Origin of the sequence: Sphingobium sp. MI1205, from assembly GCF_001563285.1 — a bacterium.
Lineage (GTDB): Bacteria > Pseudomonadota > Alphaproteobacteria > Sphingomonadales > Sphingomonadaceae > Sphingobium.
In genome coordinates, this window is sequence record NZ_CP005188.1 from 2538603 (window position 1) to 2561659 (window position 23057).

24 protein-coding genes are annotated in these 23057 nt (G+C 58.1%); 16 read left to right on the plus strand and 8 right to left on the minus strand.

What is annotated here, in order from left to right:
- Positions 1 to 97 precede the first annotated feature (97 nt).
- On the minus strand, positions 98 to 385 hold the full coding sequence (locus K663_RS12430) for a HigA family addiction module antitoxin (RefSeq protein ID WP_062118013.1): 288 nt from the start codon (positions 383 to 385) through the stop codon (positions 98 to 100).
- Between the two features lie 13 nt (positions 386 to 398).
- Positions 399 to 653 carry a type II toxin-antitoxin system RelE/ParE family toxin gene (locus tag K663_RS12435; protein ID WP_235589441.1) on the minus strand — a complete coding sequence of 85 codons (255 nt, stop codon included), beginning with the start codon at positions 651 to 653 and terminating at the stop codon, positions 399 to 401.
- Between the two features lie 299 nt (positions 654 to 952).
- On the opposite strand from K663_RS12435, the gene K663_RS12440 reads away from it, so the two are divergent.
- Positions 953 to 1324 (plus strand): type II toxin-antitoxin system VapC family toxin, encoded by a 372-nt coding sequence (locus tag K663_RS12440; protein ID WP_062118019.1) that lies wholly within the window; start codon positions 953 to 955, stop codon positions 1322 to 1324.
- A 163-nt stretch (positions 1325 to 1487) separates the two neighbouring features.
- Here K663_RS12440 and K663_RS12445 read toward each other — a convergent pair whose 3' ends face one another.
- Together K663_RS12445 and K663_RS24895 are read right to left on the minus strand one after the other, a co-directional pair.
- Positions 1488 to 2606, minus strand: coding sequence for a Fic family protein (locus K663_RS12445; RefSeq protein WP_062118022.1), 1119 nt, complete (start codon positions 2604 to 2606; stop codon positions 1488 to 1490).
- A gap of 289 nt (positions 2607 to 2895) precedes the next feature.
- Positions 2896 to 3450 (minus strand): HipA domain-containing protein, encoded by a 555-nt coding sequence (locus K663_RS24895; protein WP_335339094.1) that lies wholly within the window; start codon positions 3448 to 3450, stop codon positions 2896 to 2898.
- Positions 3451 to 4081: 631 nt separating this feature from the next.
- Between K663_RS24895 and K663_RS12455 the strand changes: the two genes are divergently transcribed.
- The 4 genes from K663_RS12455 to K663_RS12470 all read left to right on the plus strand — a co-directional run bounded on the left by K663_RS12455 (position 4082) and on the right by K663_RS12470 (position 6144).
- Positions 4082 to 4309, plus strand: coding sequence for an AbrB/MazE/SpoVT family DNA-binding domain-containing protein (locus K663_RS12455; protein ID WP_062118025.1), 228 nt, complete (start codon positions 4082 to 4084; stop codon positions 4307 to 4309).
- A gap of 3 nt (positions 4310 to 4312) precedes the next feature.
- Positions 4313 to 4693, plus strand: coding sequence for a type II toxin-antitoxin system death-on-curing family toxin (locus K663_RS12460; RefSeq protein ID WP_062118028.1), 381 nt, complete (start codon positions 4313 to 4315; stop codon positions 4691 to 4693).
- A 369-nt stretch (positions 4694 to 5062) separates the two neighbouring features.
- Positions 5063 to 5461, plus strand: coding sequence for an antitoxin Xre-like helix-turn-helix domain-containing protein (locus K663_RS12465; protein WP_062118031.1), 399 nt, complete (start codon positions 5063 to 5065; stop codon positions 5459 to 5461).
- Complete coding sequence (locus K663_RS12470) at positions 5461 to 6144, plus strand: RES family NAD+ phosphorylase (protein WP_062118033.1); 684 nt, start codon at positions 5461 to 5463, stop codon at positions 6142 to 6144. The genes K663_RS12465 and K663_RS12470 overlap by 1 nt, the downstream gene beginning before the upstream one ends.
- 50 nt (positions 6145 to 6194) lie before the next feature.
- Here the strand turns inward: K663_RS12470 and K663_RS12475 are convergent, their stop codons facing one another.
- A complete protein-coding gene (locus K663_RS12475) occupies positions 6195 to 7010 on the minus strand; it encodes a TylF/MycF/NovP-related O-methyltransferase (protein WP_062118036.1) in 816 nt (271 codons plus the stop codon).
- A 105-nt stretch (positions 7011 to 7115) separates the two neighbouring features.
- Here K663_RS12475 and K663_RS12480 point away from each other — a divergent pair, with 105 nt between their 5' ends.
- From K663_RS12480 to K663_RS12530, 11 genes are all read left to right on the plus strand, one after another.
- Complete coding sequence (locus K663_RS12480; RefSeq protein WP_062118038.1) at positions 7116 to 8666, plus strand: glycosyltransferase family 39 protein; 1551 nt, start codon at positions 7116 to 7118, stop codon at positions 8664 to 8666.
- Between the two features lie 94 nt (positions 8667 to 8760).
- The gene (gene rfbF / locus K663_RS12485; RefSeq protein WP_062118040.1) at positions 8761 to 9528 is read left to right on the plus strand and encodes a glucose-1-phosphate cytidylyltransferase; all 768 of its coding nucleotides are present in this window, start codon (positions 8761 to 8763) and stop codon (positions 9526 to 9528) included.
- Positions 9522 to 10601, plus strand: coding sequence for a CDP-glucose 4,6-dehydratase (rfbG, locus tag K663_RS12490; RefSeq protein ID WP_062118043.1), 1080 nt, complete (start codon positions 9522 to 9524; stop codon positions 10599 to 10601). Before rfbF ends, rfbG begins: the two co-directional genes overlap by 7 nt.
- On the plus strand, positions 10598 to 11965 hold the full coding sequence (rfbH, locus tag K663_RS12495) for a lipopolysaccharide biosynthesis protein RfbH (RefSeq protein WP_235589442.1): 1368 nt from the start codon (positions 10598 to 10600) through the stop codon (positions 11963 to 11965). Before rfbG ends, rfbH begins: the two co-directional genes overlap by 4 nt.
- Positions 11966 to 12009: 44 nt before the next feature.
- A complete protein-coding gene (locus K663_RS12500; RefSeq protein WP_145902269.1) occupies positions 12010 to 13122 on the plus strand; it encodes an N-acetylneuraminate synthase family protein in 1113 nt (370 codons plus the stop codon).
- A gap of 1 nt (position 13123) precedes the next feature.
- On the plus strand, positions 13124 to 15028 hold the full coding sequence (locus K663_RS12505) for a thiamine pyrophosphate-binding protein (protein ID WP_235589443.1): 1905 nt from the start codon (positions 13124 to 13126) through the stop codon (positions 15026 to 15028).
- The gene (locus K663_RS12510) at positions 15025 to 15711 is read left to right on the plus strand and encodes an HAD family hydrolase (RefSeq protein ID WP_062118051.1); all 687 of its coding nucleotides are present in this window, start codon (positions 15025 to 15027) and stop codon (positions 15709 to 15711) included. The genes K663_RS12505 and K663_RS12510 overlap by 4 nt, the downstream gene beginning before the upstream one ends.
- Positions 15712 to 15725: 14 nt before the next feature.
- A complete protein-coding gene (locus K663_RS12515) occupies positions 15726 to 16697 on the plus strand; it encodes an NAD-dependent epimerase/dehydratase family protein (RefSeq protein WP_158511178.1) in 972 nt (323 codons plus the stop codon).
- Positions 16690 to 17637: a glycosyltransferase family 2 protein gene (locus K663_RS12520; protein WP_062118055.1), complete on the plus strand. Its 948-nt coding sequence runs from the start codon at positions 16690 to 16692 to the stop codon at positions 17635 to 17637. Before K663_RS12515 ends, K663_RS12520 begins: the two co-directional genes overlap by 8 nt.
- A gap of 3 nt (positions 17638 to 17640) precedes the next feature.
- Complete coding sequence (locus K663_RS12525; RefSeq protein WP_062118058.1) at positions 17641 to 18081, plus strand: GtrA family protein; 441 nt, start codon at positions 17641 to 17643, stop codon at positions 18079 to 18081.
- Entirely contained in the window at positions 18071 to 19141 is a 1071-nt protein-coding gene (locus tag K663_RS12530) for an FkbM family methyltransferase (RefSeq protein ID WP_062118062.1), read from the plus strand. Before K663_RS12525 ends, K663_RS12530 begins: the two co-directional genes overlap by 11 nt.
- 34 nt (positions 19142 to 19175) lie before the next feature.
- Here K663_RS12530 and K663_RS12535 read toward each other — a convergent pair whose 3' ends face one another.
- The 3 genes from K663_RS12535 to K663_RS12545 all read right to left on the minus strand — a co-directional run bounded on the left by K663_RS12535 (position 19176) and on the right by K663_RS12545 (position 23034).
- Entirely contained in the window at positions 19176 to 20069 is an 894-nt protein-coding gene (locus K663_RS12535) for a class I SAM-dependent methyltransferase (protein ID WP_158511179.1), read from the minus strand.
- A gap of 389 nt (positions 20070 to 20458) precedes the next feature.
- Entirely contained in the window at positions 20459 to 22477 is a 2019-nt protein-coding gene (gene rlxS, locus K663_RS12540) for a relaxase/mobilization nuclease RlxS (protein ID WP_201026630.1), read from the minus strand.
- A 197-nt stretch (positions 22478 to 22674) separates the two neighbouring features.
- Positions 22675 to 23034, minus strand: a complete 360-nt coding sequence (locus tag K663_RS12545) for a hypothetical protein (RefSeq protein ID WP_235589444.1) — start codon at positions 23032 to 23034, stop codon at positions 22675 to 22677.
- Between the last annotated feature and the right edge of the window lie 23 nt (positions 23035 to 23057).

Below are 23057 nucleotides of genomic sequence, written 5' to 3' on the forward strand. Positions count from 1 at the left end.
GGGAGCGGGCCAAAAGGTGGAATCGGCGGCGGGAACCGGCTCCACTTTTTTGCTCCACTTGGAGAAGAATGGCCGCTCGGGATGGCATGACAGAGGGTCAGGCTGCAAGCAGCGGCTCTATTTCCTTTATGTCCGCTGCGTCCGTCACCAGTAGGTCATAATGCGCCTGAAGGTTTAGCCAGAACTCTGCGGTCGTGCCCAGCGCCCGCGCCAGCCGCATAGCGGTATCAGTGGTGACGGAAGTCTCCTCCGCACATAGGCGCTCGATCCGCGTGCGGGGTACATGGATATGCTTTGCCAGCTTCCCCGCGCTAATACCCATTTCCTCCAAAAATTCATGCTTCAGGATTTCGCCGGGATGGACCGGCACTTGCAGCATGGTCATGAGCGTTCTCCTTTCAATGGTCGTCCACGATTTCAACATTTTCCGGGCCATTATCGGACCAAGTGAAACAGATGCGCCACTGGTCGTTGATCCGAATCGAATGTTGCCCTGCTCTGTCGCCGGAAAGAGCTTCTAGTCGGTTGGCTGGTGGAACACGGAGATCGTCCAGCTTTATAGAAGCTTCCAACATGGCGACTTTGCGGACAGCAACCCGAAACAAATCGGACGGGAAGCCCTTGCCCGCCTTACCGGCGAGCACCTGCTCCATCAGCTTCCCTTTAACGCTCTGTATCATGATATGGTACGTATCATCTCGAGATACAAAACTCAAGGATAAGACGAGAACGGACGACGAGAATGAGAAGAAGCGGTGGAAGTGACAGCGATATCCGCGACGGCATCTTGGCTCAGTCTTTCACCAGCTTAACCGAGAAATAATCGCTTATTCGTGAGGCGCTTAAGGCTCTCATAGAACGGGAGAGCGCCGCGCGCCTTGCCCGTCTTGGCGGCACTGAGCCTTATAGTGAAGCCGCTCCGCGCCGACGTCCCGTTCCTGCATGATCCTGCATGATCCTGGTCGATACTTCCGTCTGGATCGATCATTTTCGTCATGATGATTCCGCCCTTGCCCGATCACTCGACCAGTGGCAGGTTCTTTCCCATCCCTTCGTTATTGGGGAGTTGGCGCTGGGCAGCCTTCGCCAAAGATATCTCATCCTCGAAGGGCTTCGCGGATTGCCATCAGCTCTCGTCGCGCACGATGAGGAGGTTCATGCCTTCATTGACCGTCACAGGCTGTTCGGCATTGGCATCGGCTACATCGATGCACATCTGCTGGCAGCAATGTGGCTAACGCCTGACGTGCTATTCTGGACACGTGACACGCGCTTGCGGGCTGCCGCCTTGCGTCTCGGTGTGGACGCAAATCTGGATCACTAGTCTGGACCGCTTGATCTCTGGCAACCAGAGTGAGCGGACTCCAGTTGATCAGCGGAGTGATTTTTTGGCGTCGCCGAACCGGGGGCCATTTTCGTCAAATGGTCTGAAACTGACCCCTGGTCAAAGAAGCGGCCCACTGAATTGGACGTACCCGTCCGCGCCGTCACCGCCCTTTTTTGCTGGCGATCGTCAGATGATAGCGCGCGTAGCGCCGCTCGCCGACCCGATCCAGCGCGCCAAGTTCGACAAGTTCCGCTAGATCACGGGTTGCGGTCGCCGAGGCGGCATCGGTGATCGTGCGATAATTGTGGGCGCTCAGGCCTCCGACGAAGCCGTCCGGTCCTTCCGCCATCATGCGGATCAACACCTTTTCCTGCCGTGCATTGATCCTGTCACGCAGACGGTCAAGCAGGCGGGTCTTTTCGATCGAGAACCGAATGCTCTCAATGGTACGCCCCTGCGCCTCCAGCACGATGTCGGCAAACCAGCCCATCCAGGCATCAATCTGGTTGGTCCGGCTAGCCTGATGCAGCTGCGAATAATAGGCCTTCTTGTGGCGGTTGATGGTGGTCGCCAAGGCGGTGAGCGTCGGCGCCTCCAGACTTTGCGCCAACGCCTTTTCCGCTATGGCGCGACCCAGGCGGCCATTGCCATCCTCGAAAGGGTGGACGGTCTCGAACCAGAGATGGGCTATCGCCGCCCGCGTGATTGCAGGCATGGGCAAGTTGGCCTGCGGCGCGCTATCGTTGAACCAAGTGATGAACCGCTCCATCTCTTCTGCCACCCGGCCTGACGGCGGCGCCTCGAAATGAACGCGGGGCGCATGCAGCGCGCCGGACACGATCTGCATGGGATTGGCATGGGTCCGATATGTGCCGATGGCTGCCAGATCGTGCCTCCCATTCATCAACATCTTGTGCCAGTCGAACAGGAGCCGATCGGTCAACGGCTCGGCATAGCGCCTGTAGAGGTCAGCCATCAACTCGGCCGCACCGGCCTCAGCTGGATTGGAACGACGCTTGTCGGCCGCAAAGCCAAGTTGGCGGGCAATGGAGGACTGGACGCTGTAACGATCCAGAATCTCACCCTCAATGGCCGAGCTATCGACCATTTCCTGCGAGATCAGCTCGATCACGATCCCTTGACGCGCCTCCCCATCGAGATGATGCATCGATCCGACGATGACACCGGCGCCCTTGAGAAACCGCGCCTCCCGATCGCGCAAGAGGGCCTCGTCGAAGCCGAATTGGGTCCAGTCAGAGAGTTGCCAGTTCCAAAGCATGATCGATGAAACGCCTTTCTATAAATCATGATATGCGTGATTTATGATTTATGAAAGAGGCGACTATCGATCTAACGGTCGGGGCCCTCCCTCGCTTCCCTTCCACGGTTAACTCGCATCCACGATGCCCATGCCCACCGGGCAAGCCGATCTATTGGGCATCGCTCGCGAGCATAGCGCAGCGCTCGCCGACGAGCGCCGACACTTGGCCTTGCGCAGTAGCAGCAGCCTCGGGGTCTCGCGAAGCCCGGAAGCCTGACGATTTCGACCGCGCTTGCAAGACGGTGGATCAGTTCGAAAATGGCCCTATCGGCATCGCCCTGAGGCAAGCCAATGGTGCGCGCGAGCGCCATGAAGTCTCGGCGTGCCAGTCGATCATCCTTGCCGTTGAGCTTGAGCCCCATCCGGTCGCCGCCAAGTCCGGGAAAGACTCGCGTCGTAACCGCATAAAGCGGCGCAAAGCGAACCGACGTGAAGGCTTCGCATCCGGTGCGGCGATCTTGAGAAGCGCGAGATTCTTGCGGTGCATATCGCCGTCAGCGATCAGCCAAGCGAACATCGCGCGACGAAACAGAGTGTCGAGGTCGGCAGCGGGATCCGTCGAGAGCGGCCGCAGCCCGCGTGCTATGCGCTCAATGATGCCCTGATATTTCGCCAATGCCGGAAGATCGAGGACCGAGCAGAAATCCTCCAGCGCGAGCCGGCGCTGATCGTCCGCGCCGTGTCGAATGTCGAAACGCTCGACAATGAGCGCGGGCGACATGCCGTCCGGCATCGGAGTGAGCACGATATTGGGCGTCGCAAAGCCGGCGGCGCGCCCCAGTTCCAGACAGAGCCATTCGATATCGGCAGCATCTCGAAGCCTGCGGTTCCGGCAGGCTTCAAAATATGAGTGAACGGTAGATCAACGGCCGGGAGGAGAGCGCCATCGGGTGCGAGGTGCATCGGCGCCTTCATCTGGACGCCCGATAGGCGCGGCGTCTCGGCGCGGGCGAATATCCGCGCAAGGTGCTCGAAGCTTTGCTCCATCGCGCCGCGCGCCGGCCCCTCGTAACGTCCGGTGAAGCAGCCGGCTTCGATGAAGCCCTCCAATCTCGTCGTCAGGATATCGGCTGGCAGGGCCGCAAGCTCATCGCAGGCTTCGACCACGGTGACATTGGACATATAGCGCCGCCCGCGAAAGGATTATCTCGCATCTCACATGCGTGAAAATTCCGCGCAAAGGAGAGTGGAGGCGGATCGGCACCTCAAATCGGCGTGCTGCTTGGCGCATTATGCCGCGAAGGCGACATCTGAATGATGCAGCACCGCAGGATTCATCCACTCATTCAAGCGCTTCGAGGATCTCAACAATTACGAGCATCACGATCGCCTCGGCGCAGGGGGCGATCAACACTCACGCGATCCGCCGGGATGGTTGAAGTAGGAGCAATTCTGCCCTTGCCGCCTAGGTGCGGATAAGTTATAACCGCCGTATGAACAGCGCTCTCAAGATCACAAAGATTGGTAATAGCGCGGGCGTCATACTACCTCGCGATCTTTTGGCGCACCTCAATGTCCAAGTGGGTGAAACCCTTTCAGTGGTTACCACGCCCCGGGGCATAGAATTAAGTGCGGCTGCTTCCGATTTTGAAGCCCAGATGGCGACGGCGCGCGAGGTAATGCTTCGGCGCAAGCGCGCGCTCCGTGAGCTTGCCAAATAACCAATGCAGGGTTGGATATGGGTTACTTCTGCAGTCGCCATCGCCGCTCATGCCGAGCAGGTGGCCGAACATGGCGGGGACGGCGGCATACGGAACGAGGGCCTACTTGATAGTGCCTTGGCCCGTCCTATGAATCTCGCGGGATACGGCCAACCCGATGCCGCAGATTTAGCTGCTGCCTATGCCTTCGGCATCGCGCGGAACCATCCTTTTGTCGACGGCAACAAAAGGACCGCAGCAGTGGTGAGCGAAACATTTCTCATGCTCAATGGAAGCCAGCTGACCGCCACGGATGCCGAATTGGTGGTGGCCTTCGTCGCACTCGCGGGTGGCGAACTGTCAGAAGAAGAAATGGCTGACTGGTTCCGCCAGCACACCCGGTAGGTTCCAACAGCGATCGAGATCGGTGTGCGATGAGGCTCCCGCTCAGTTCACGATTTACAGACGCTCCTATATGATTGCTGGTCGACACTTGCGTCCCAACCGATCATTTTCCTCATGACGATCGCTCTTTCCTATCACTTTAACCAACGGCAGGCCCTCTGCAATTCCTTCGTCATCGCGAGTTGGCGCTGGGCAGCCTTCAGTAACGAAATCTCATCTGGGAACCGCTTCGCGGATTGCCGTTAGCTCTCGTCCCCTACGATGAAGAGGTGCATGCCTTCGCCTTTGCCAAGGCAGAAGAATAGAAATTGGTCAATCTTGATATTGTGTATAGATATTATACATAAGAGGTAAGAAGGAGATTGGCTGATGGCGACAACAGCCCACGTCGGCACCCACGCCACAGCACATAGCCGCAAGGATCTCACAGGTCCGGCGCTGCGTACATTTTTCCGCATTGCGGAGGCGTGGGGCCTCAAGGAAGCCGAGCAGATGAAGCTTCTCGGGCTCGATAACCGCTCCACTTTTCAGACCTGGAAGCGGGGCGCGGTCGCCGCGATTCCGAAGGACGCGCTCGAGCGAATTTCCTACGTCTTGGGAATCTACAAGGGGCTGAAGTTGCTCCTGCCGCGCACCGCTGACGAATGGGTACGTAAGCCCAATGAGGCTCCGCTCTTCGCCGGACGTCCAGCGATCGAACGGATGACCTCGGGCAATGTCGCAGATCTCTATGTAGTGCGCCAATATATCGACGCGCAGCGCGGCTGATGAAAGCCATTCCTACGGCACGGGCGCGGTGGCAGCCGTGCTACCGGATCGTCGCAAGTCGTTTCCCACCCATATCGCTGTTCGAAGATGTGGCCGACCCAGCCGACCTTGAAGCGGTCTACGCGATTGAAGCGATGACTAATGACCGGCTCCGGGACGAGGTCGGCGACCTTACCCTCGTGCCGCCGGAGGATCGCATCTCGGGGCCGGGAACCTCGGCCATCATGGCTGCCTTCACGCACCTCAATCTGGATGGAAGCCGCTTTTCCGATGGGACCTTCGGCTTGTTCTATGCTGCTAGAGAGATCGAGACAGCGATCGCCGAAACCGGCTACCACCGCGCGCGCTTCATGGCATACAGCTCGGAACCTGCGCAGGAACTCGACATGCGCGTGTATGCGGCCGACCTCGATGCGCTGCTGCACGATGTCCGCAATCTACGTGAGGAGCAGGCTGCTCTCTATGCTACGGACAGCTACACAGCCAGTCAGGCTCTTGCGGCGGAACTGCGCAGCCAAGGATCAGACGGCATCGCCTATCAAAGCGTACGCCACTCCGGCGGCGAATGCGCCGCGGTTTTCCGCCCTCGCCTGCTCGCCAACTGCCGCCAAGAGCGGCACCTGTGCTATGTGTGGGATGGGCGGGCGATCGTCACCATCTACGAGAAGAAGGCGTTTACCTGAACTTGGGAGAAATTGGTGCGGTGCCGGTCAGCTTACAGACCAGTCTACCGCTACCTTTTGATAACAATTGCTTGGGCTGTACCAAGAACGAACGGCGCTTCCGGTTTGTCTGCAAAGAACTCATCCACCGCCTTGCGAGCCCCGGCACAGGACGCAAACCCATAATCATCAAAAATGATCACGCCGCGCGGGTGGAGCCTTGGATAGACGAAAGCCAAGGCGTCGAGAATCGATTGGTGAAGATCAAGGTCGATGTGCACAAAACAAAACTTCAGATCTTCAAGACCGGCGAAGCTTTGCGGTATCCACCCCTTGTGAAACACCACTGCTGCGTCGTCGCCGTCTGAGCCGGTGATAAAGTTCTGTACGTGCTGAAGCGAGGTGTCGCTAAAGTCCCCTGCTTCGTGGCGGTCCAAAGCTGCATCAGTTTCGGCCATTCCCTCGAACGAATCGAATAGGTGAAGGTGCTTTTCAGGGGCTATCTTTCGGATTTTTTCGTATAAGAGCTTGGCCGATCCTCCGCGCCAAACGCCGCACTCCATCACGTCCCCTCCAAGCCACAGCACTTCTTCGAGAAAGTGTAGGAGCGTATAGATACTCTCCGCCTTCAGACATGTATTCCCACGCACAGCCTCTGCGCCGCTCTGGAAGTCAGGCTCAAGCCATGGCGAGTAATGCGGCTTGTAGGCAGATCTGTCTGGAATATTTTTCACAATGATCGCTTGGTACGCCGCGTGGTAAATTACCGGTGGAATGAGCGATTTAATTGCAGCGACCGTCCTAGACGTATTGATATTCAAAGTGGCGAATTTCCATCGAACTAAGCCCCACGCTCCGACATCGAACACGCCACCACTTTCATTCATCAAGACTGCTGACAAGCATATTTCGCGTTCACCTGTTGTTAGCCATATTTTCATAAGGGTTTAGCGGTTAAAGGTCGGCGGGCGGACGGGAAAGGGGCTTGCATCATGGCATCGGCAGCGCTGAACAGAGCAGCGCCGAAAACTTTGTTTTCGGGTGACATCCCGCCTGCTGTCCTGGTTGCGGCCTTCTTGCTGTTTCTGGCCAACATTCTCGCATCAGGACTGCTAGCACCCCTCTGGCTCGACGAAAATTTCAGCGCTACCATCGCCGCGCAGCCGAGTTGGGGGGGGCTGGTTGATTGGTGCCTTAATGAACTGAGCGGGCCCCTTTATTATTCTCTGCTTTGGGCCTGGGAAAAGCTCGCCGGGGACGCCAATGCTGCCTTGAGAATTCCCAGCATCTTTTTTTCGATAGCGGCACCTGCCGCCATTCTCTGGCGAGGGCACGAGGATCGAACCGTCCGGCATCTATGGGCGCTCAGCGTCGCCCTATGGCAACCAGGCTTCGGCATCGCCACGGAGGCTCGCCCCTATTCCTTGATGCTGTTCCTGGGATGTGCACAGGCGATCTGCTTTCTTCGCCTCATCGAAGCTTCAACGACAAAACGCGCGGCTATCTGGGCGGGCATATCCTCTCTCGCGGTCTTGACCCACTATCACGCCGCGGTGATCTCCGGCATTCAGGGCCTGGCTTATCTCATCATCTGTCGGCGCAGGGCAGTCGATACATGGCCGGCACTGTTCGTGTTGTTGCCCATGGGTGCCTGGATGTACTGGCATCTGCACTTTGTCCTGAATTACGCCGTTTCGGGGAACAGCTGGTATCAACTGTTAAGCTGGAAAGAAGCGCTATTTGCGCCTTTGTTTCTGTGCGGATCAGTAGTCACCCTGATTGCGCTAGGCCTGATGACCCCGTTATGGGCCTATGTCCGTTTTGGCGAAGCTTGGATGCGGGCGTCGTCAAGGCGCTTATCGCCTGAGATGACACTCGTCTGTACAGGGCTGTTGTCCGCGGCTTGCGTCTTGGCGATCGGCTTTGTGAGGCCAAGCTTTTCGATGCGTTACCTGCTCCCCTATGTTGGAGCGGTTTCCCTGTTGATTCCGATCGTTCTCCGCGATGTAAAGCAACTGGTTCCGTCAGGCCCTCTGGCCATAATTTTGCTGCTCGTAGGATCCGCGCTGCCACCGCTCGCCAAGCGGATTGCCGAGCCTTTGAACGATCACCGCTATGGCTTCAATTTTGAGCAACCCTCGGATTGGATCATCCGCAACAGCACTACGAGAAAGCTCGTCTTCCTCTGGGACAATCCCACCGCTCTGATGGGCGAGCCGGATAAGCTGGCTGAGGTCGGTGGATACTTCTTTCGCCGTCACGGCAGGCCGATCGAAGTGCTGATACCGCGATATGCGCTGAACGCCGATCCGAACCCGGCTGTGCTGCACCTAGCAAGAGGGCGGCCAGAAACCGCGATCATATGGGCTTATGATCGCGGTGTCCCGAATACCAGTGCCCTGATATATCCTCCCAGGCTTGCCGAAGATAAGGAATGGCGATGTCGGAATTTCGGACTGGGCTCGATCACTGTACTGACGTGCATACCAGCGTTCCCTCGAACAAATTTTCATAGCAGCAAGCTTGACGCGCCGTTAGGATGAAGGGGAACAGGGGGAACATGGACCGCCGGGGAAGGTCCGGTCCCTCGACTAAGATGCGCTTGAAGTGCAAGAATGGCATCGCGGGGGTAAGTTGATGCAAGCAGTTATTCTTGCGGGGGGATTAGGGACTCGGCTAGGCGAGGAAACATCCGTTCGCCCGAAACCGATGGTCGAAATCGGCGGTATGCCGATCATCTGGCATATCATGAAAATCTATTCAGCCGCCGGTGTGAACGACTTCATCGTTTGCCTTGGCTATAAGGGTTACATGATAAAGGAGTATTTCGCGAATTACTTCCTTCACACCGCTGACGTAACGATCGATCTGAAGAACAATAATATCGAGGTTCATCAAAACTGGAGCGAACCGTGGCGGATTACGCTGGTCGATACGGGAGCCGATACGCAGACAGGCGGAAGGCTCAAGGCCGTCGCCAATCATCTTGCCGACGGGGAGCCCTTCTGTTTCACCTATGGCGACGGCGTCGCCGATATCGATATTGGCCACCTTATCGATTTTCACCGCGATCATGGGAAAAGTGCCACGATTACGGCGGTCGCGCCTCCCGGCCGGTTCGGCGCAATCGAATTTGACGGCGAATTGGTCCGCAGCTTTCGGGAAAAGCCTGCGGGCGATGGCGGCCTGATCAATGGGGGCTTCTTCGTTGCGGACCGGTCCGTGATCGAATTGATCGACGGCCCCGAAACGATTTGGGAGCAAAAGCCCCTGGAGCAACTCGCAGCCACTGGCGAACTCGTTGCCTATCGTCATGACAGTTTCTGGCACCCGATGGACACGCTACGTGACAAGCTCTACCTAGAATCGCTTTGGGACCAAGGTGCACCTTGGAAAAGATGGTGAACGCTGCTTTGTGGGAAGGCCGGCGAGTATTCGTGACCGGCCATACCGGTTTCAAGGGCGGGTGGCTTTCCCTGTGGCTGCAGCGACTAGGCGCCCATGTCACGGGTTTGTCTCTCCCCGCCCCTACGCAGCCCAGCTTCTTCGAGCAGACGCGCCTCAGCGAGTTGGTCCACCATATCGAAGGCGACATTCGCGATGAGCGGACGGTAGCGGATGCTATCGAAGCCGCGCGGCCGGAGATCGTCTTCCATCTCGCTGCCCAGCCTCTGGTACGCTATTCCTACGCCAATCCGGTTGAAACGTACGCGACCAACGTGATGGGGACGGTGCACGTGCTTGAAGCATGCCGAACCAGCGATAGCGTCCAAGCTGTGGTCTGCGTCACGACGGACAAATGCTATGAAAATCGCGAATGGGTCTGGCCCTATCGCGAGAGTGATCCGATGGGCGGATACGATCCATACAGCAGCAGCAAGGGAGCGGCAGAACTCGCCATAGCCGCCTATCGGCGCTCTTACCCCAGGAAGGCGAAGATCGCGTCCGCGCGCGCAGGTAATGTGATCGGCGGCGGCGATTGGGCAGAGGATCGCCTGATCCCGGACATCATACGCGCGCTCATTGCGGGCGAACGGCCAGTAATTCGCAACCCGGCATCGATCCGACCTTGGCAGCATGTTCTTGAGGCGCTGTCAGGCTATCTCGCGATCGGAGAACGATTGCTCGAAGGCCATGATGAGATGGCGGCGGCCTGGAATTTCGGTCCGTCAGATGATGACACCCAACCTGTGAGCTGGATCGTTGATCAGATACTTGCCGCGTGGGGAGCCGAAGGCGCCTGGGAGCGGCCGTCTGCTCCTCAACCGCACGAAGCCGTCCTGCTGCGGCTCGATTCCAGCAAGGCGCGCAGCGAATTGGGTTGGCGGCCGAAGCTCAGCCTAAACGAAGCATTAACCAAAATAGTGGATTGGCATAAGGACGTGGCGCGAGGCGGAGACGCCCGCGCAATCAGTCTGCGTCAGATTGACGAATATATGGCGAGGCGTGCTGGGGTGAGCGAGGATCAATGGGCGTGAACGATATTTCTGGAGCCGCGCAGTTGCAGGCTCTTGCCGAACAATCGGATGAAGCGCAGTTGCGCACTCTCATCCTGGATTTGGTCGGGGAATATGCGCGCCGCCATCATGCTCCTCATACCTTCGTACCTGGAGAAAGCCCGGTGCCGGTTTCCGGCAAGGTTTACGGTGCGGAGGACATGCAGGCCCTTGTCGATTCATCGCTGGATTTCTGGCTGACAACGGGACGGTTCAATGCCGCTTTCGAGGAAAGGCTAGCAGCGCGCATCGGTGTAGAGCATGCGCTCACGACCAATTCGGGCTCTTCGGCTAACCTGCTGGCGCTCTCGTCGCTCTGCTCCCATTATCTCAGAGGAGACGCGCTTAAACCAGGCGATGAGGTGATTACAGTCGCCACGGGTTTCCCGACCACGGTCAATCCCGCGCTTCAATATGGACTAGTCCCGGTCTTCGTTGATGTCGATATTCCGACCTATAACATTAAGCCGGACGCGATCGAGGCGGCTGTGTCAAGCCGGACTCGCGCCATCATGATCGCTCACACGCTCGGCAATCCTTTCGACCTTGGTGAGGTGATGCGGGTCGCGGAGAAATATGATCTCTGGGTGGTCGAAGACTGCTGCGATGCGCTCGGCGCCACTTATGGCGGGCAAAATGTGGGGACGTTCGGCGACATCGGCACCTTGAGCTTCTACCCTGCCCATCACATCACCATGGGCGAAGGGGGAGCGGTCTTCACTGATAAGCCGCGGCTCAAACGCGTCATTGAATCCATGCGCGACTGGGGCCGAGACTGTTGGTGCGCTCCGGGCATGGACAATACCTGTGGCAAGCGCTTCTGCCGCAAGCTCGGCGATCTGCCGATGGGCTACGACCATAAATATACCTACAGCCACTGCGGCTATAATCTGAAGATCACCGACATGCAGGCGGCGGTCGGTCTCGCGCAACTCGATCGGCTCGACGGTTTCATCGCGGCCCGGCAGCGCAATTTCGATCTCTTGACGCAGCTGCTGAGACCATTTGAGGATCTGTTCATCCTGCCCAAGGCCACGGCGAACAGCGAGCCGTCCTGGTTCGGGTATCCAATTTCCATTCGCGAAGGCGCACCCTTCGCGCGCGACGATCTGGTCCGGCATCTTGATGCGCACCGCATCGGAACACGGCTCCTGTTCGGCGGCAATCTGATCCGCCAACCCTACATGCGGGGACGCAATTATCGTGTCGTCGGCTCTCTCGACAATGCTGATTTCGTGACAGAAAGGACTTTCTGGATCGGCCTTTATCCGGGGCTAGGCGAGCTTCATCTGGAATATGTGGCCGAAACGTTAGAGGGTTTTTTAAGGAACTATGTTAATTACTAGGCCCTGTGACTGTGAAAGCGGTCGCTCGGCGCGGGGGAATTTTGGTGACTGAATCCATTTTCAACGACCTGTTCGTGCTCGAACTGGCCAATAACCATTGGGGGAAGCTTGAGCGCGGCCTGAAGATCATCCGCGATTTTTCCCGCGTGGTGAAATTCAACAATGTGCACGCCGCGATCAAACTGCAATTCCGCGACGTCGACAATTTCATCCATCCCGAGTTCCGTGACCGGGCCGATATCCGCTACATCAAGAAGACGCTCGATACCCAGATGCCCTGGGAAAATCTGCGGTTGATGGTGGAGACGGTCCGCGACTGCGGCATGGTCACCATGGTCACGCCATTTGATGAAGTGTCAGTCGACAAATGCGTGGAATTCGGCGTCGAGATCTTGAAGATTGCGAGCTCCGACGTCCGCGACAAGACCCTGCTGCAGAAGATGGCGTCCACCGGATTGCCCGTCATCGCCTCGTCAGGCGGGGCGAGCCTTGAACATATCGACGAGCTTGTCGAATTCTTCACTTCGCGCAACATCCCCTTCGCGCTGAACCACTGCGTGTCGCTCTACCCGTCCGAGGATGGCGATCTTGAACTCGATCAGATCGATTTCCTGAAGGCGCGCTACCCCGACATCGTGATAGGTTATTCGACCCACGAATATCGCGACTGGTGGGACTCCACGCTGATCGCCTACGGCAAAGGCGCACGCACCTTCGAGCGGCATATCGACATTGATTATGAAGGGGTGGCGGTCAGTCCTTATTGCACGAAGCCTGAGCAAGCCAACACCTGGTTCCGCGCCATGAAAAAGGCCCAGGAAATGTGCGGCGGCGGCTCTACCAAGCGACGCGCCGTTCCGGAAGGCGAGCGCCGCTATCTCGATGCACTGGTGCGTGGCGTTTACGCCAAGCGCGACCTTTCCGCAGGTGAGGTGTTGACAGCGGGCGACGTGTTTTTCGCCGTTCCTCTGCTCAAGGGGCAATTATCCACCCGCGAATTTACGGGTGGCGAGCGCCTGACCGGTCCGATTGCCGCCAATGCACCGCTGGATGTGCAAAGCGTTGACGCACCGGCTCTTCGCGATCCGGCGCTGCTCGATCTAATCCTCGATCGGGGGCTCGACATCTCGACGGCTCGAACGGCGATCGCCTCCTGACATGGGCGAGATGGCGCGAGCAGGCGAATTTGAACTGGGGCAGGAGCCGATGATAGCCAACGCCCGCATGCGATTGGCGGACTATGTCGCCCGCCGGATCGCGGAACATGGCATTCGCCATGTCTTCATGCTGACTGGCGGCGGGGCCATGCACCTTAACGACGCGCTCGGCCGCGGTCAGGGTTTGCATTACGTCTGCTGCCATCATGAGCAGGCAGCGGCCATGGCGGCCGAAAGCTATGCTCGCCTCTCCGGGCGGATGGCGGCGGTCAACGTGACGACGGGACCCGGGGGGATCAACGCCCTCAATGGCGTACATGGGGCCTACACCGATTCCATTCCGATGCTCATATTGTCGGGTCAGGTGAAGCGGGAGACGCTGCGGCACAACGCCACGGTCCTCGTCCGCCAGCTCGGGGATCAAGAGGCCGACATCAGCGACATGGTGAAATCCATCACCAAATTCGCGGTGACCGTTTCTAGCCCTCTGGACATCCGCTACCTGCTGGAAAAGGCGCTCTGGCTTGCCGAGAGCGGCCGCCCTGGCCCGGTGTGGCTTGACATTCCCATCGATATCCAATCGTCGCTCATCGATCCGTCGCAATTGCGCGGCTTTGATCCCGTGGCTGAGGGCTATGGGAAAGACTATGCGGTCCCCGGCGAATATGGCTGGCTGACCGGCGTCGATTTAGAACGAACTGCACGGGATGTCGTCTCCGCGATCCGTCAGGCGCATCGCCCCGTCCTGATGCCGGGCACGGGCATTCGCTTGGCGGGCATGTACGAGCCCTTCCTTGAACTGGCCGATAAGCTCGGCATCGCGATTGCCCCGGCCTGGAACGCGCAGGACCTCGTTCCCGACGATCACCCTCTTTACGTCGGCCGACCCGGCACTGTTGGCGACCGGTCAGGCAATTTTGCCGTTCAGTGCAGCGATCTCCTGCTAGTTCTGGGCTGCCGCCTTAATATTCGCCAGATCAGCTACAATTATGCCGGGTTCGCGCCCAACGCGAAGAAGATCATGGTTGATGTCGATGCGCCCGAGCTGTTCAAGCCGACCATATCGATCGACATGCCTATCCACGCCGACCTGCGAACCTTCATACCGGCGTTGATCAAGACGCTTGACGGCTATGAAGCCCCCTCTTCCCATCGCACCTATGTCGATTGGGCAATGGAGCGCCGTCACCGCTATCCTGCTGTACTGCCCGAATATTGGGAAACGCATGGCGTCGTGAATCCCTATTGCTTCACCGAAAGTCTCTTCGACCAACTTGAACCCGACGAGGTCATCGTGATGGCCGATGCTACCGCAGCCGTGGTCACGGTGCAGGCGGCAAAGCTCAAAAAGGGCCAGCGCCTCTATTCAAACTCGGGCGCGGCCTCCATGGGTTATGATCTGCCTGCGACCATCGGAGCTTGGCATGCTATGCCTCTAGGTGCCGAGCGGATCATCTGCCTCGCCGGCGATGGAAGCATCATGCAGAATCTGCAGGAGCTGCAGACGATCGTCGGCCAAGGGATCCCCGCAAAGGTCTTCCTATACAATAACTCCGGCTATCACTCGATCCGCCAAACGCAGCAGGCTTATTTCGATGGCCACTCCGTCGGCTGCGGACCTGACTCCGGTGTGACCTTCCCTGACTTCGGCAAGGTGGCGCAGGCTTTTGGCTTCGCCTACACGCGCACCTCCGAGCATGAGGACATGGCCCGTGCTATCGCGGAAACCCTCACAGCCCCGGGTGCAGCACTGTGCGAAATCTTTATCGACAAGGACCAGAATTTCGCTCCGAAGGTGTCATCGCGACGCCTGGAAGACGGCAGCATGGTCACCGCCCCCCTTCACGACCTCGCCCCGTTTCTCCCACGAGAGGAATTGGCCGAAGCGATGCGAGTGCCGGAATGATGAAACCTCTTCAGAACATCATCTTCGATCTCGACGGCACCCTCATCGACAGCGCGCCGGTGTTCGTGGACATTCTCAATGAAATGCTGCGGGAGCGCGGTAGTATCCGGCAAGTCGGACTTCCTGAAATCCGGCAGTTTGCAAGCCTGGGCGGTCCAGCCTTGGTCGGCGGCGTTCTCGCGCAGGAATGTGGCGATCTACGGCAGGAGGTAGCTGACTTCCGCGCACGCTATGCGCTGTACAAGACGCCGGTCAAATCCTTGTACGAAGGGGTCGCTGATGGCGTGAAGCAGCTGGCGGCCGATGGATATCGGCTGGCCATCTGCTCCAACAAGCCTCAGCACCTTTGCGAAAAGGTGATTGGCGATCTGGACCTGACCGCGCATTTTCCGGTTATCGTCGGCAGCTCTCCCGATCGCATGGCCAAGCCCGCACCCGATTTGATGGAACTTGTGATGGCGGGGCTTGTTACGACGCCGGCAGAATGCCTCTATGTCGGAGACAGTGAAATCGATCACGCGCTGGCCAAGGCTACGGGTGTCCGCTTTGCCTTTGTTACCTACGGCTATGCGAGCGATCAATTTACTGCTGATCCATCCGAACAGTTCGGCCGGTTTTCCGATCTTGTGCAATTCTTCAAGGACGAAGGAGCACGCGTTCAGTCCACGCGCGGCGCCGCTTAGAAAGGCAAAGCAAGGTGGCCTTTACCGCCCATGTAGCCAAAGCCTTGCAGAAGAACGAGCATCGTATCGTTCTGACTGGAGCAAGCGGGTGGCTCGGTCGCGCAACTTTGGACTTGTTGCAAGATGCGCTTGGCGATGCGTTTGCTGAACGGGTTTTCTGTTTCGGATCGCGACAGGCTGAGCTGCGCCTCTCCGACACGCAGCAAATCCTGCAACAGCCGCTCATTAATCTCAGGGAACTGCCCTCGCGGCCAACATATCTGCTCCACCTGGCTTTCCTTACGAAGGACCGGGCCGAAACCATGTCGGAGGTCGATTACTGCGCTGCCAACCGGGCCATCCGGCAGTCGGTCCTAGAGACTCTGGATCCGATCGGTGTGGAGGCAGCATTCATCGCTTCCTCCGGCGCTGCCCACTTCGCGGATGATCCGTTAGCCAAGCCTGCCATGCAGCTGTACGGAATATTGAAGCGGGAAGACGAAGACGCCTTCGCAGCTTGGGCCGACTGTAGCGGTAAAAGCCTGGCGATTGCTCGCATCTTCAACGTGTCTGGCCCCCACGTTAACAAGCTGCCGAGCTATGCTTTATCCTCCTTCATCCTGGATGCTCTTGCAGGGCGACCGGTGACGGTCCAGGCCCGGCATGATGTTCGACGCGGTTATGTTGCTATCCGCGAGTTGATGTCGCTCATTTTTGCGCTGCTGCTTGAACAGAAGGTTGAAATCATTCGCTTCGACAGCGGCGGAGAGGATATTGAACTCGGGGAGCTTGCTTCTGCGATCGCATCCCCGCTGGGCTGCTCCATCGAACGGCCTAACCGGAGCGATGGTCCCGCAGATGTCTATCTGGGCGACGACCTAAACTATCAACGGCTCCTGGACGAGCACCATATAGACCGCGTTTCGCTTGCCGAACAGATCAACGAAACCACCGCCTTCTTGAAAAGTGCCTCAGTCTCAGACGCCCCACAGGACTCCTATGCTTAAACCCTCCACGACGCCTGAAATTTCAGTTGTCATTCCCTGCCTCAACGAGGAGGAGAATGCCGCAGCGATAGCCACTGCCGTGACGAAGCAGTTGGAGATGCTCACAGACAACTTCGAGATCATTTTCATCGACAATGGCTCAACAGACAGAACGACCGAAATTGTGCGGAGCCTCTGCGCAGCTGACGGCCGCATCCGCTTGATCGTGAACACCCGCAATTTCGGGCAGTTGCGCTCACCCGCCCACGCTCTTTTCCAGGCGAAAGGCCGAGGAATTATCGGAATCGCTGCGGACTTCCAGGACCCGCCCGAACTTATTCCTGAACTCGTCAGGCGTTGGCGAGCTGGAACAGAGATCGTCCTCGGAGTCAGCGAAACTAAGAAGTCATCCCCTCTTTACTCAAGCCTGCGCAAGCTGTCGTATGACCTGCAGCGCAAATTTGGCGACTATCCAATCGTACCTAACGCAACGGGTTTCGGCATTTATGATGCGAAGGTAATTCGCGCGATCGCTGATCTTAACGAACCTGAGCCTTTCGTCCGGGGCCTGCTAGTAGAAACAGGCTACGCGATCGATACGATCACTTTCAAGCGCCCAGAACGCACCGCAGGCCGCTCGAAGAATGGCTTCTTTGCCCTCCTTGATTTTGCCTTATCCGCCTTAGCCTATTCGTCAAAAGGCCTACTTCGAGCGCCGCTCTATTTCAGCTTCATTGCCTTCGCCGCAACCTTTGTCAGCATGATGGGTGCGGCTTGGTCGATTGCCTGGGCTCAAAATCCCAGAATGTGGATGTTCGCCGCGCTGCTGGAACTTCAGTTCGGGCTTCTGTTCCTGTTTCTTGGCATCCTCGGTGTACAGGTTCGGTTGATTTCGGATCGAACTCGTGGAATGCCGCTTGTGATCGAGCGGGAGCGCGTCAACTTCGCACCCCCGGACTGACCTGTGATATCCCTCTCTTCAACAACCCTTGGAAGGCTGTGGCGCTTTTACAAGATAGGGTTCATCAACACGCTGTTTGGCTACGGCATCTACGCCCTGCTGCTGTCGGTTGGTCTGAACATGTACGCCGCTCAAATCATCGGGCATGTCATCGGGGTGATCTTCAACTATTTCTCATATAGTTTGCATGTCTTTCGGGCCGCACCAGCCTCCAAGCTACGTTTTCTTTTTTCCTACGCCCTGAACTATATGGTGGGCCTTGCAAGCCTTGCGCTGGCGGCAACCATCCTATCCTCGCCCTACCTTGCAGGTCTGTTGGCAATGGTGATCACCTCCGTCATCAATTTCATCATTCTGCAGAGGTATGTTTTCACTTCGGATCGCATGCAATCCCATTCCAGAAGTGCAGCGGCAGGCAGTGAGAGTATCAACAATGCATCCTAGTGACAGCATTCAAGACGCTGACGGCATCATCATCTACGGCGCTGGAACCGTGGGCCAGGCTATTATCGATGACTTGTTGGCCGAAGGCACCAGAATTGGCCTCATACTCGATCGTGGTAAGCGCGGGGAGAGCTATCGCGACATCCCGATCCTGGCACTTGATGACGTCCGCAAAGGGCGCCTTGTGGGCAAGACGATCCTTATCGGTCTCCATAATCATTACGTCGATATCAACGGGCTGCATGCCGATCTGCTCGGGGCTGGCGCTGCCCGCATACTGACTCCGATCAATTTACCAGACTTGGCCGCGAATGCGCGAACGCGGCCGGGCTACTGGCTAGATCCCGACTTCAACTATGCAGAGCACCAATCCGACCTTGAGCGTGCGCGTGCCCTGCTCGCGGATGAGATTAGTCGAGACCTGTTCGACGCCATTCTCGCCTACCGTCGAGGTGGCGATATCGCGAACTGCCCGGCACCCAGCTTGGAAGATGAATATACCCCGGCCGACCTTCCCCGATTTGCGGAGCCGTTGCATATTATCGATTGCGGAGCCTTCACTGGCGTCGCCATTCACAAATTTCTCAAGGCGGGTTATCAAATAGCAAGCTTCGTTGCATTCGAACCGGACCCGGCCAATTTCGCGATCTTAGCGTCGCGAGCTTTTCCGGTTGAGCGACGGACTTGCCTGCCGCTTGGCACATGGTCGATGACGCGGCAGCTGAGCTTCACGAACAGCGGGTCGATGGCCAGCCACCTAAGTGAAACTGGCGATACAACGATCCAATGTGTTGCAATCGACGATGTCCTGTATGGAGATCCGGTGAATATCATCAAACTGGATGTCGAGGGAGCAGAATTAGAAACTCTCAAGGGTATGCAGAAGATAATCGAGAAGCGAAGGCCTTCTCTTCTTGTTTCAGCTTACCACGCTCCGGAGCATTTATATGAAATTATTGACCTGATTTCCTCTTGGAACTTAGAGTACAAATTTCACCTACGAGTCCACGAATATAACACCTTCGGGACTGTTATCTACGCCGTCCCGATGCACGCGTGAACTCCATCTATCAAGGATGGAGCTGCTGATCCGGTCATGCCAACCGACATGCTATTTGAAGGATATGCGCTTCGGCACCGCCGACTTCAGCTACCAGCACATTATTCGCTAGGATTTCAAGTCTGCAATTGACCAACAAAGAATCCAGGGACTGTATTGAATAAAAGTTGATGTGTTCATGCCAATGTCGCTTAACTTTGTCCCGGTCCTTCAAATCCCTTCGCATAACTTCTTCGAACGGAACTTCGATATAGAGGATGGATTCCTCATCCATTGCTTGGCGAACTGTCAATAAAACATCAGATGGGTAAGGAATGTGTTCGAGAATTTGGGAACACACTATCAAGCCATATTTTGAGGATGTTGCTTGTTCTCGAGTGACTACCCTTGCATCTCCCCCAACTGCCTTGCCACTTATGTCGAAGACGTCCAAGCTCACCCGCCGCTTCTCAAATGGCGTGTTCGCTCCCGTGTCGCCTCCCCAATCTAAAATCGTTAGCGGATCTCTGACAAACGGCGATAAAAACTCTTCAATGTGTTGTTTATACGATACGGCTACGGTCAGTGCCTCGTTTCTACCGCGGTACCCCGGCTCATAAAAGTCTCGCAATCTCACATAGGCTTCTTCTCGATAGCCCGTGTAAATATTCTCCATTTCCTCTTCCGAAAACCGAATGTCGCAGAAGAGATGCTCGCACCTGCGACACCGCATCGTCTTGCATATGGAATAAGCATTTCCGCTCTGGATCGTGTTCAATCCCCAGCTGTCGTCTATGACAACAGGTCTCCAACCAAATGCTCGATCAGCGATGAAAGGCATCAAGATCGCGGGTGAAGCGGCCAAGTCGGCTGAGCCGCAACACACGCAGGAAGAAGCCAGCCGTTGGTGCGCCTGTCCAATGCCTGCGATTTCATTCTCGATACCCATCCTATCCCCCGAATTCAGCTTCGCATGCATAACCCGATAACCTTAGCGGAACGTTCTCCAAGTCAATATAATTTCATCGCGCCTGGGCAGAGCGGATCGCAGCACCAACCAATCGCCCTGCGAGCGCCTGTCCCTATGGGACTGTCGTCGGGGCCATGAAAACCGCGCGGTCATTGTTGCGGAGGAGCGACATCGAACAAAAGATGAGGCATGGCAGACGAAAGACCCTTCGCAGACTGCGCTACCTCTCCGCGTCGCGCTCTACAGGATTATGACATCGAGTACTGAACCGGCAAGTTGCGCATCGGCCGCGAGCGGCCTAAAAAAGTGGTGAAGGCCATTAGCAACGGTGGGGGCGCGATCGACCGCCACCCAATAACTGACTTCGTCTAGCTGATCGAGGGACCGGATCGCGCCCGACCGAATTGCCAGCTGATCCCGTCCGCGCGCATGATCCCAGACGCAGCCTTGCCGATGTTACGCTCGAGCACGTCGCGCCATGGCACCAGCGTGAAATCGCGCGAGCGCTCGACCAGTGCATGAGGGCCGCTTTCCAGGTCCAGGCGCTGCGCAATGACGCCCTCGACGCGCTCGCCCATCCTGGCGGGCTCGAACGCCTTCCCCAGTTCCCGGCCAAGCCGCTCGCCGACGCTCTCCAACTCGCGCAGACGAAGGCTCTCCAAAGCACCTCGCCGCAACCGGAAAGGCTGGCCGTCGCCATCGGCCAATTGCTGCTCGACGAGCCACTGCCGCCGCATTGCCAGCGCGTCGTGCACCTCGCGCCCGAACCCGGCATCGCGCACCGCTCCGGATGCGCCAGACGCCAGCTCGCGATCGAGCCAAGTCGGGGCTTCGACTCCGACCAGATCGCCGACCATCTGCGAAGACAGGATCGCGAGCGCGACCGGGCGGTTGCGTTGTTGCGCTTGCGCGAAGCCTTCCGCCCGCGCCAAATGATCGTTTGGAATGGTCCAGCTTCCATCGGGCTGACGCTCCGGTCCGGCACCCGCGCGGCGCATTGCCTCCAAGCGCCGGACATGGCTTGCGGCGAAAGCTTCGCTGGCCCGGGAATCGTGCCGCAAATGCAAATCGACCGAATAGCGCCCGCCATTAGCCCGGGCGACCGCATCGATCGTGCGGTCGGCGGCCGTGGCCTCAGCCTTGGTCGCCTCGATCCGGACCACCGCGCCCTCAGGCACCGAAGGGGTCGCGTCCGCGCGCCCGATGTCGACATAGTGGACCCGGCCATCGACACCATCGACCATCATGTAATGGCGGTCGCGATGCTCATTGGAAAAGCCCCGGCTGATCATCCGCCCGACGATCGGCTCGCGCAGATCGGTGGCGACCACCTGCTCGACCCCAGCGCGGTCGAGCCGACGCGCGGTCAGTTCGCGTTGCATGAGTCGGATGATGTCGCCACGCTCACCCATGCGGCGGAGCGTGTCCTCCAGCCCTTCCGCGAGCCGATAGCGCCCGTCACCCATGTCCTCTGCGAGGTCCATCGCCTTGAGCTTACGCAGGCGCCCCGCCGCCACCGATTGCTGGAGGGGGTCGTTGTCGGTCGCCGCCACCGAGCGATCGGCGTCCATCCGCCGGAGCAGACGCCGGTCGATCGCGGTCAGCCGTTCCTGATCCACATCGTGGCGGAGGCGGTCCTCGATCTCCCGATCGGTGCGCGGCCCAAGGTCGAGCGTGACCAGCTCGCACGCACGTTCGCGAAGCCCATGGGAAATATACTCTCGCGCGATGATGAGATTGTGGCCGCAGTCATCAACGCCGCGCAGCACAATATGGGTGTGCGGCCGCTCGGTGTTGAAGTGGTCGACAGCGACCCAGTCGAGCCTGGTGCCGAGGTCCTGCTCGACCTGCGTCATGAGGCGACGGACATAGGGCTTGAGGTCCGGATATTCGGCACCGTCCTCGGCCGACACGATGAAGCGAAACTGGTGTCGGTCGCCGGCGGTCCGCTTCAGGAAATCGTCGCCGTCGGCGCGGTCGGTTTCCGGGCCGTAGAGTTCGCCCGGCAGGCCCTCGCGCGTCACCCCGTCGCGCTGGATGTAGCGCATGTGCGCGCGGGCGACCTGGCCGGCCTTGCCGTGCAAGCGGATCAGGCTCGCTTTCACCACCGCCCGGCGACCCCGAAACCCGGCGAGCCGATCGCGGCTGGAGAGCAGCCGCCCCATGCTGGCGCCACGCCCGATCCGGCTGCCATCAAAGCGCCGCGACTTTCTGCCTGTCTTCTTACCGGCGAGCCGTGTCGCAGCCAGGATCCGCCCGCCATATTTGAGCGCCCGCTTGCCATCATTGCCGCGCGTATTACCGAGCTTTGGCGTGAGATCATCGTCAGGCATCCGGACGCCCTCTGATCTCGCGATTTCGGGCAGGCAATGGCGGATTTCCGCCATTCCTGAGCAACATGTCTCGTGCCGACGCTCGCCTGTCTCGCGGAAAAAGGATGTGCAGACAATCACTTACGGAGTGTCGCGAGACACTGCCTTTATCTTGTTTCCCCTTCTCCCGCTTTCCCTCACCACTTCGCCCCAGCAAAAGGGAAAGGGCAGTGCCAGACCGACGCTGCCTCTCCCCGCCGATCGCGGCATCCTCAGCGCGCTTCGGCCATGGCATGTTGCGCAGATTTTCGGCTACCACAGACCCGATGCGCGATTGTTCCCTGCGGCATCCCCTCGCCATCAACCAGCATGATTGCCATGAACCAGCAGCCATCGAGCCAGCCCCAGATCGCGATCCTGTCGAGCTCTTCGTCACCCGATCCAAACCCTTCATAGGCACCCAGCCAGCGTTCCCCGGCCCTCGCGTCCCACAGGAAATCGCTCTCCTCTGCCTCAAGAAATCTCTCCGCCAAAGCCTTACCGGCACTGCGGCCAAATTCGATTTCCAGTCCCGCGACCAGCGCCGCCATGATGTGATCCGACGCCGTTCCGATGCTCTGAACCATGTCCATGATGATCTCCATTCGCTTCGCGT

Coding starts and splice junctions, on each gene's coding strand:
- K663_RS12430 (WP_062118013.1), bottom strand. CDS start 385: ATGACCATGCTGCAAGTGCCGGTCCATCCCGGCGAAATCCTGAAGCAT.
- K663_RS12435 (WP_235589441.1), bottom strand. CDS start 653: ATGGAGCAGGTGCTCGCCGGTAAGGCGGGCAAGGGCTTCCCGTCCGAT.
- K663_RS12440 (WP_062118019.1), top strand. CDS start 953: ATGATCCTGGTCGATACTTCCGTCTGGATCGATCATTTTCGTCATGAT.
- K663_RS12445 (WP_062118022.1), bottom strand. CDS start 2,606: ATGCTTTGGAACTGGCAACTCTCTGACTGGACCCAATTCGGCTTCGAC.
- K663_RS12455 (WP_062118025.1), top strand. CDS start 4,082: ATGAACAGCGCTCTCAAGATCACAAAGATTGGTAATAGCGCGGGCGTC.
- K663_RS12460 (WP_062118028.1), top strand. CDS start 4,313: ATGCAGGGTTGGATATGGGTTACTTCTGCAGTCGCCATCGCCGCTCAT.
- K663_RS12465 (WP_062118031.1), top strand. CDS start 5,063: ATGGCGACAACAGCCCACGTCGGCACCCACGCCACAGCACATAGCCGC.
- K663_RS12470 (WP_062118033.1), top strand. CDS start 5,461: ATGAAAGCCATTCCTACGGCACGGGCGCGGTGGCAGCCGTGCTACCGG.
- K663_RS12475 (WP_062118036.1), bottom strand. CDS start 7,010: ATGAATGAAAGTGGTGGCGTGTTCGATGTCGGAGCGTGGGGCTTAGTT.
- K663_RS12480 (WP_062118038.1), top strand. CDS start 7,116: ATGGCATCGGCAGCGCTGAACAGAGCAGCGCCGAAAACTTTGTTTTCG.
- rfbF (WP_062118040.1), top strand. CDS start 8,761: ATGCAAGCAGTTATTCTTGCGGGGGGATTAGGGACTCGGCTAGGCGAG.
- rfbG (WP_062118043.1), top strand. CDS start 9,522: ATGGTGAACGCTGCTTTGTGGGAAGGCCGGCGAGTATTCGTGACCGGC.
- K663_RS12505 (WP_235589443.1), top strand. CDS start 13,124: ATGGGCGAGATGGCGCGAGCAGGCGAATTTGAACTGGGGCAGGAGCCG.
- K663_RS12510 (WP_062118051.1), top strand. CDS start 15,025: ATGATGAAACCTCTTCAGAACATCATCTTCGATCTCGACGGCACCCTC.
- K663_RS12520 (WP_062118055.1), top strand. CDS start 16,690: ATGCTTAAACCCTCCACGACGCCTGAAATTTCAGTTGTCATTCCCTGC.
- K663_RS12530 (WP_062118062.1), top strand. CDS start 18,071: ATGCATCCTAGTGACAGCATTCAAGACGCTGACGGCATCATCATCTAC.
- K663_RS12535 (WP_158511179.1), bottom strand. CDS start 20,069: ATGGGTATCGAGAATGAAATCGCAGGCATTGGACAGGCGCACCAACGG.
- rlxS (WP_201026630.1), bottom strand. CDS start 22,477: ATGGCGGAAATCCGCCATTGCCTGCCCGAAATCGCGAGATCAGAGGGC.
- K663_RS12545 (WP_235589444.1), bottom strand. CDS start 23,034: ATGGACATGGTTCAGAGCATCGGAACGGCGTCGGATCACATCATGGCG.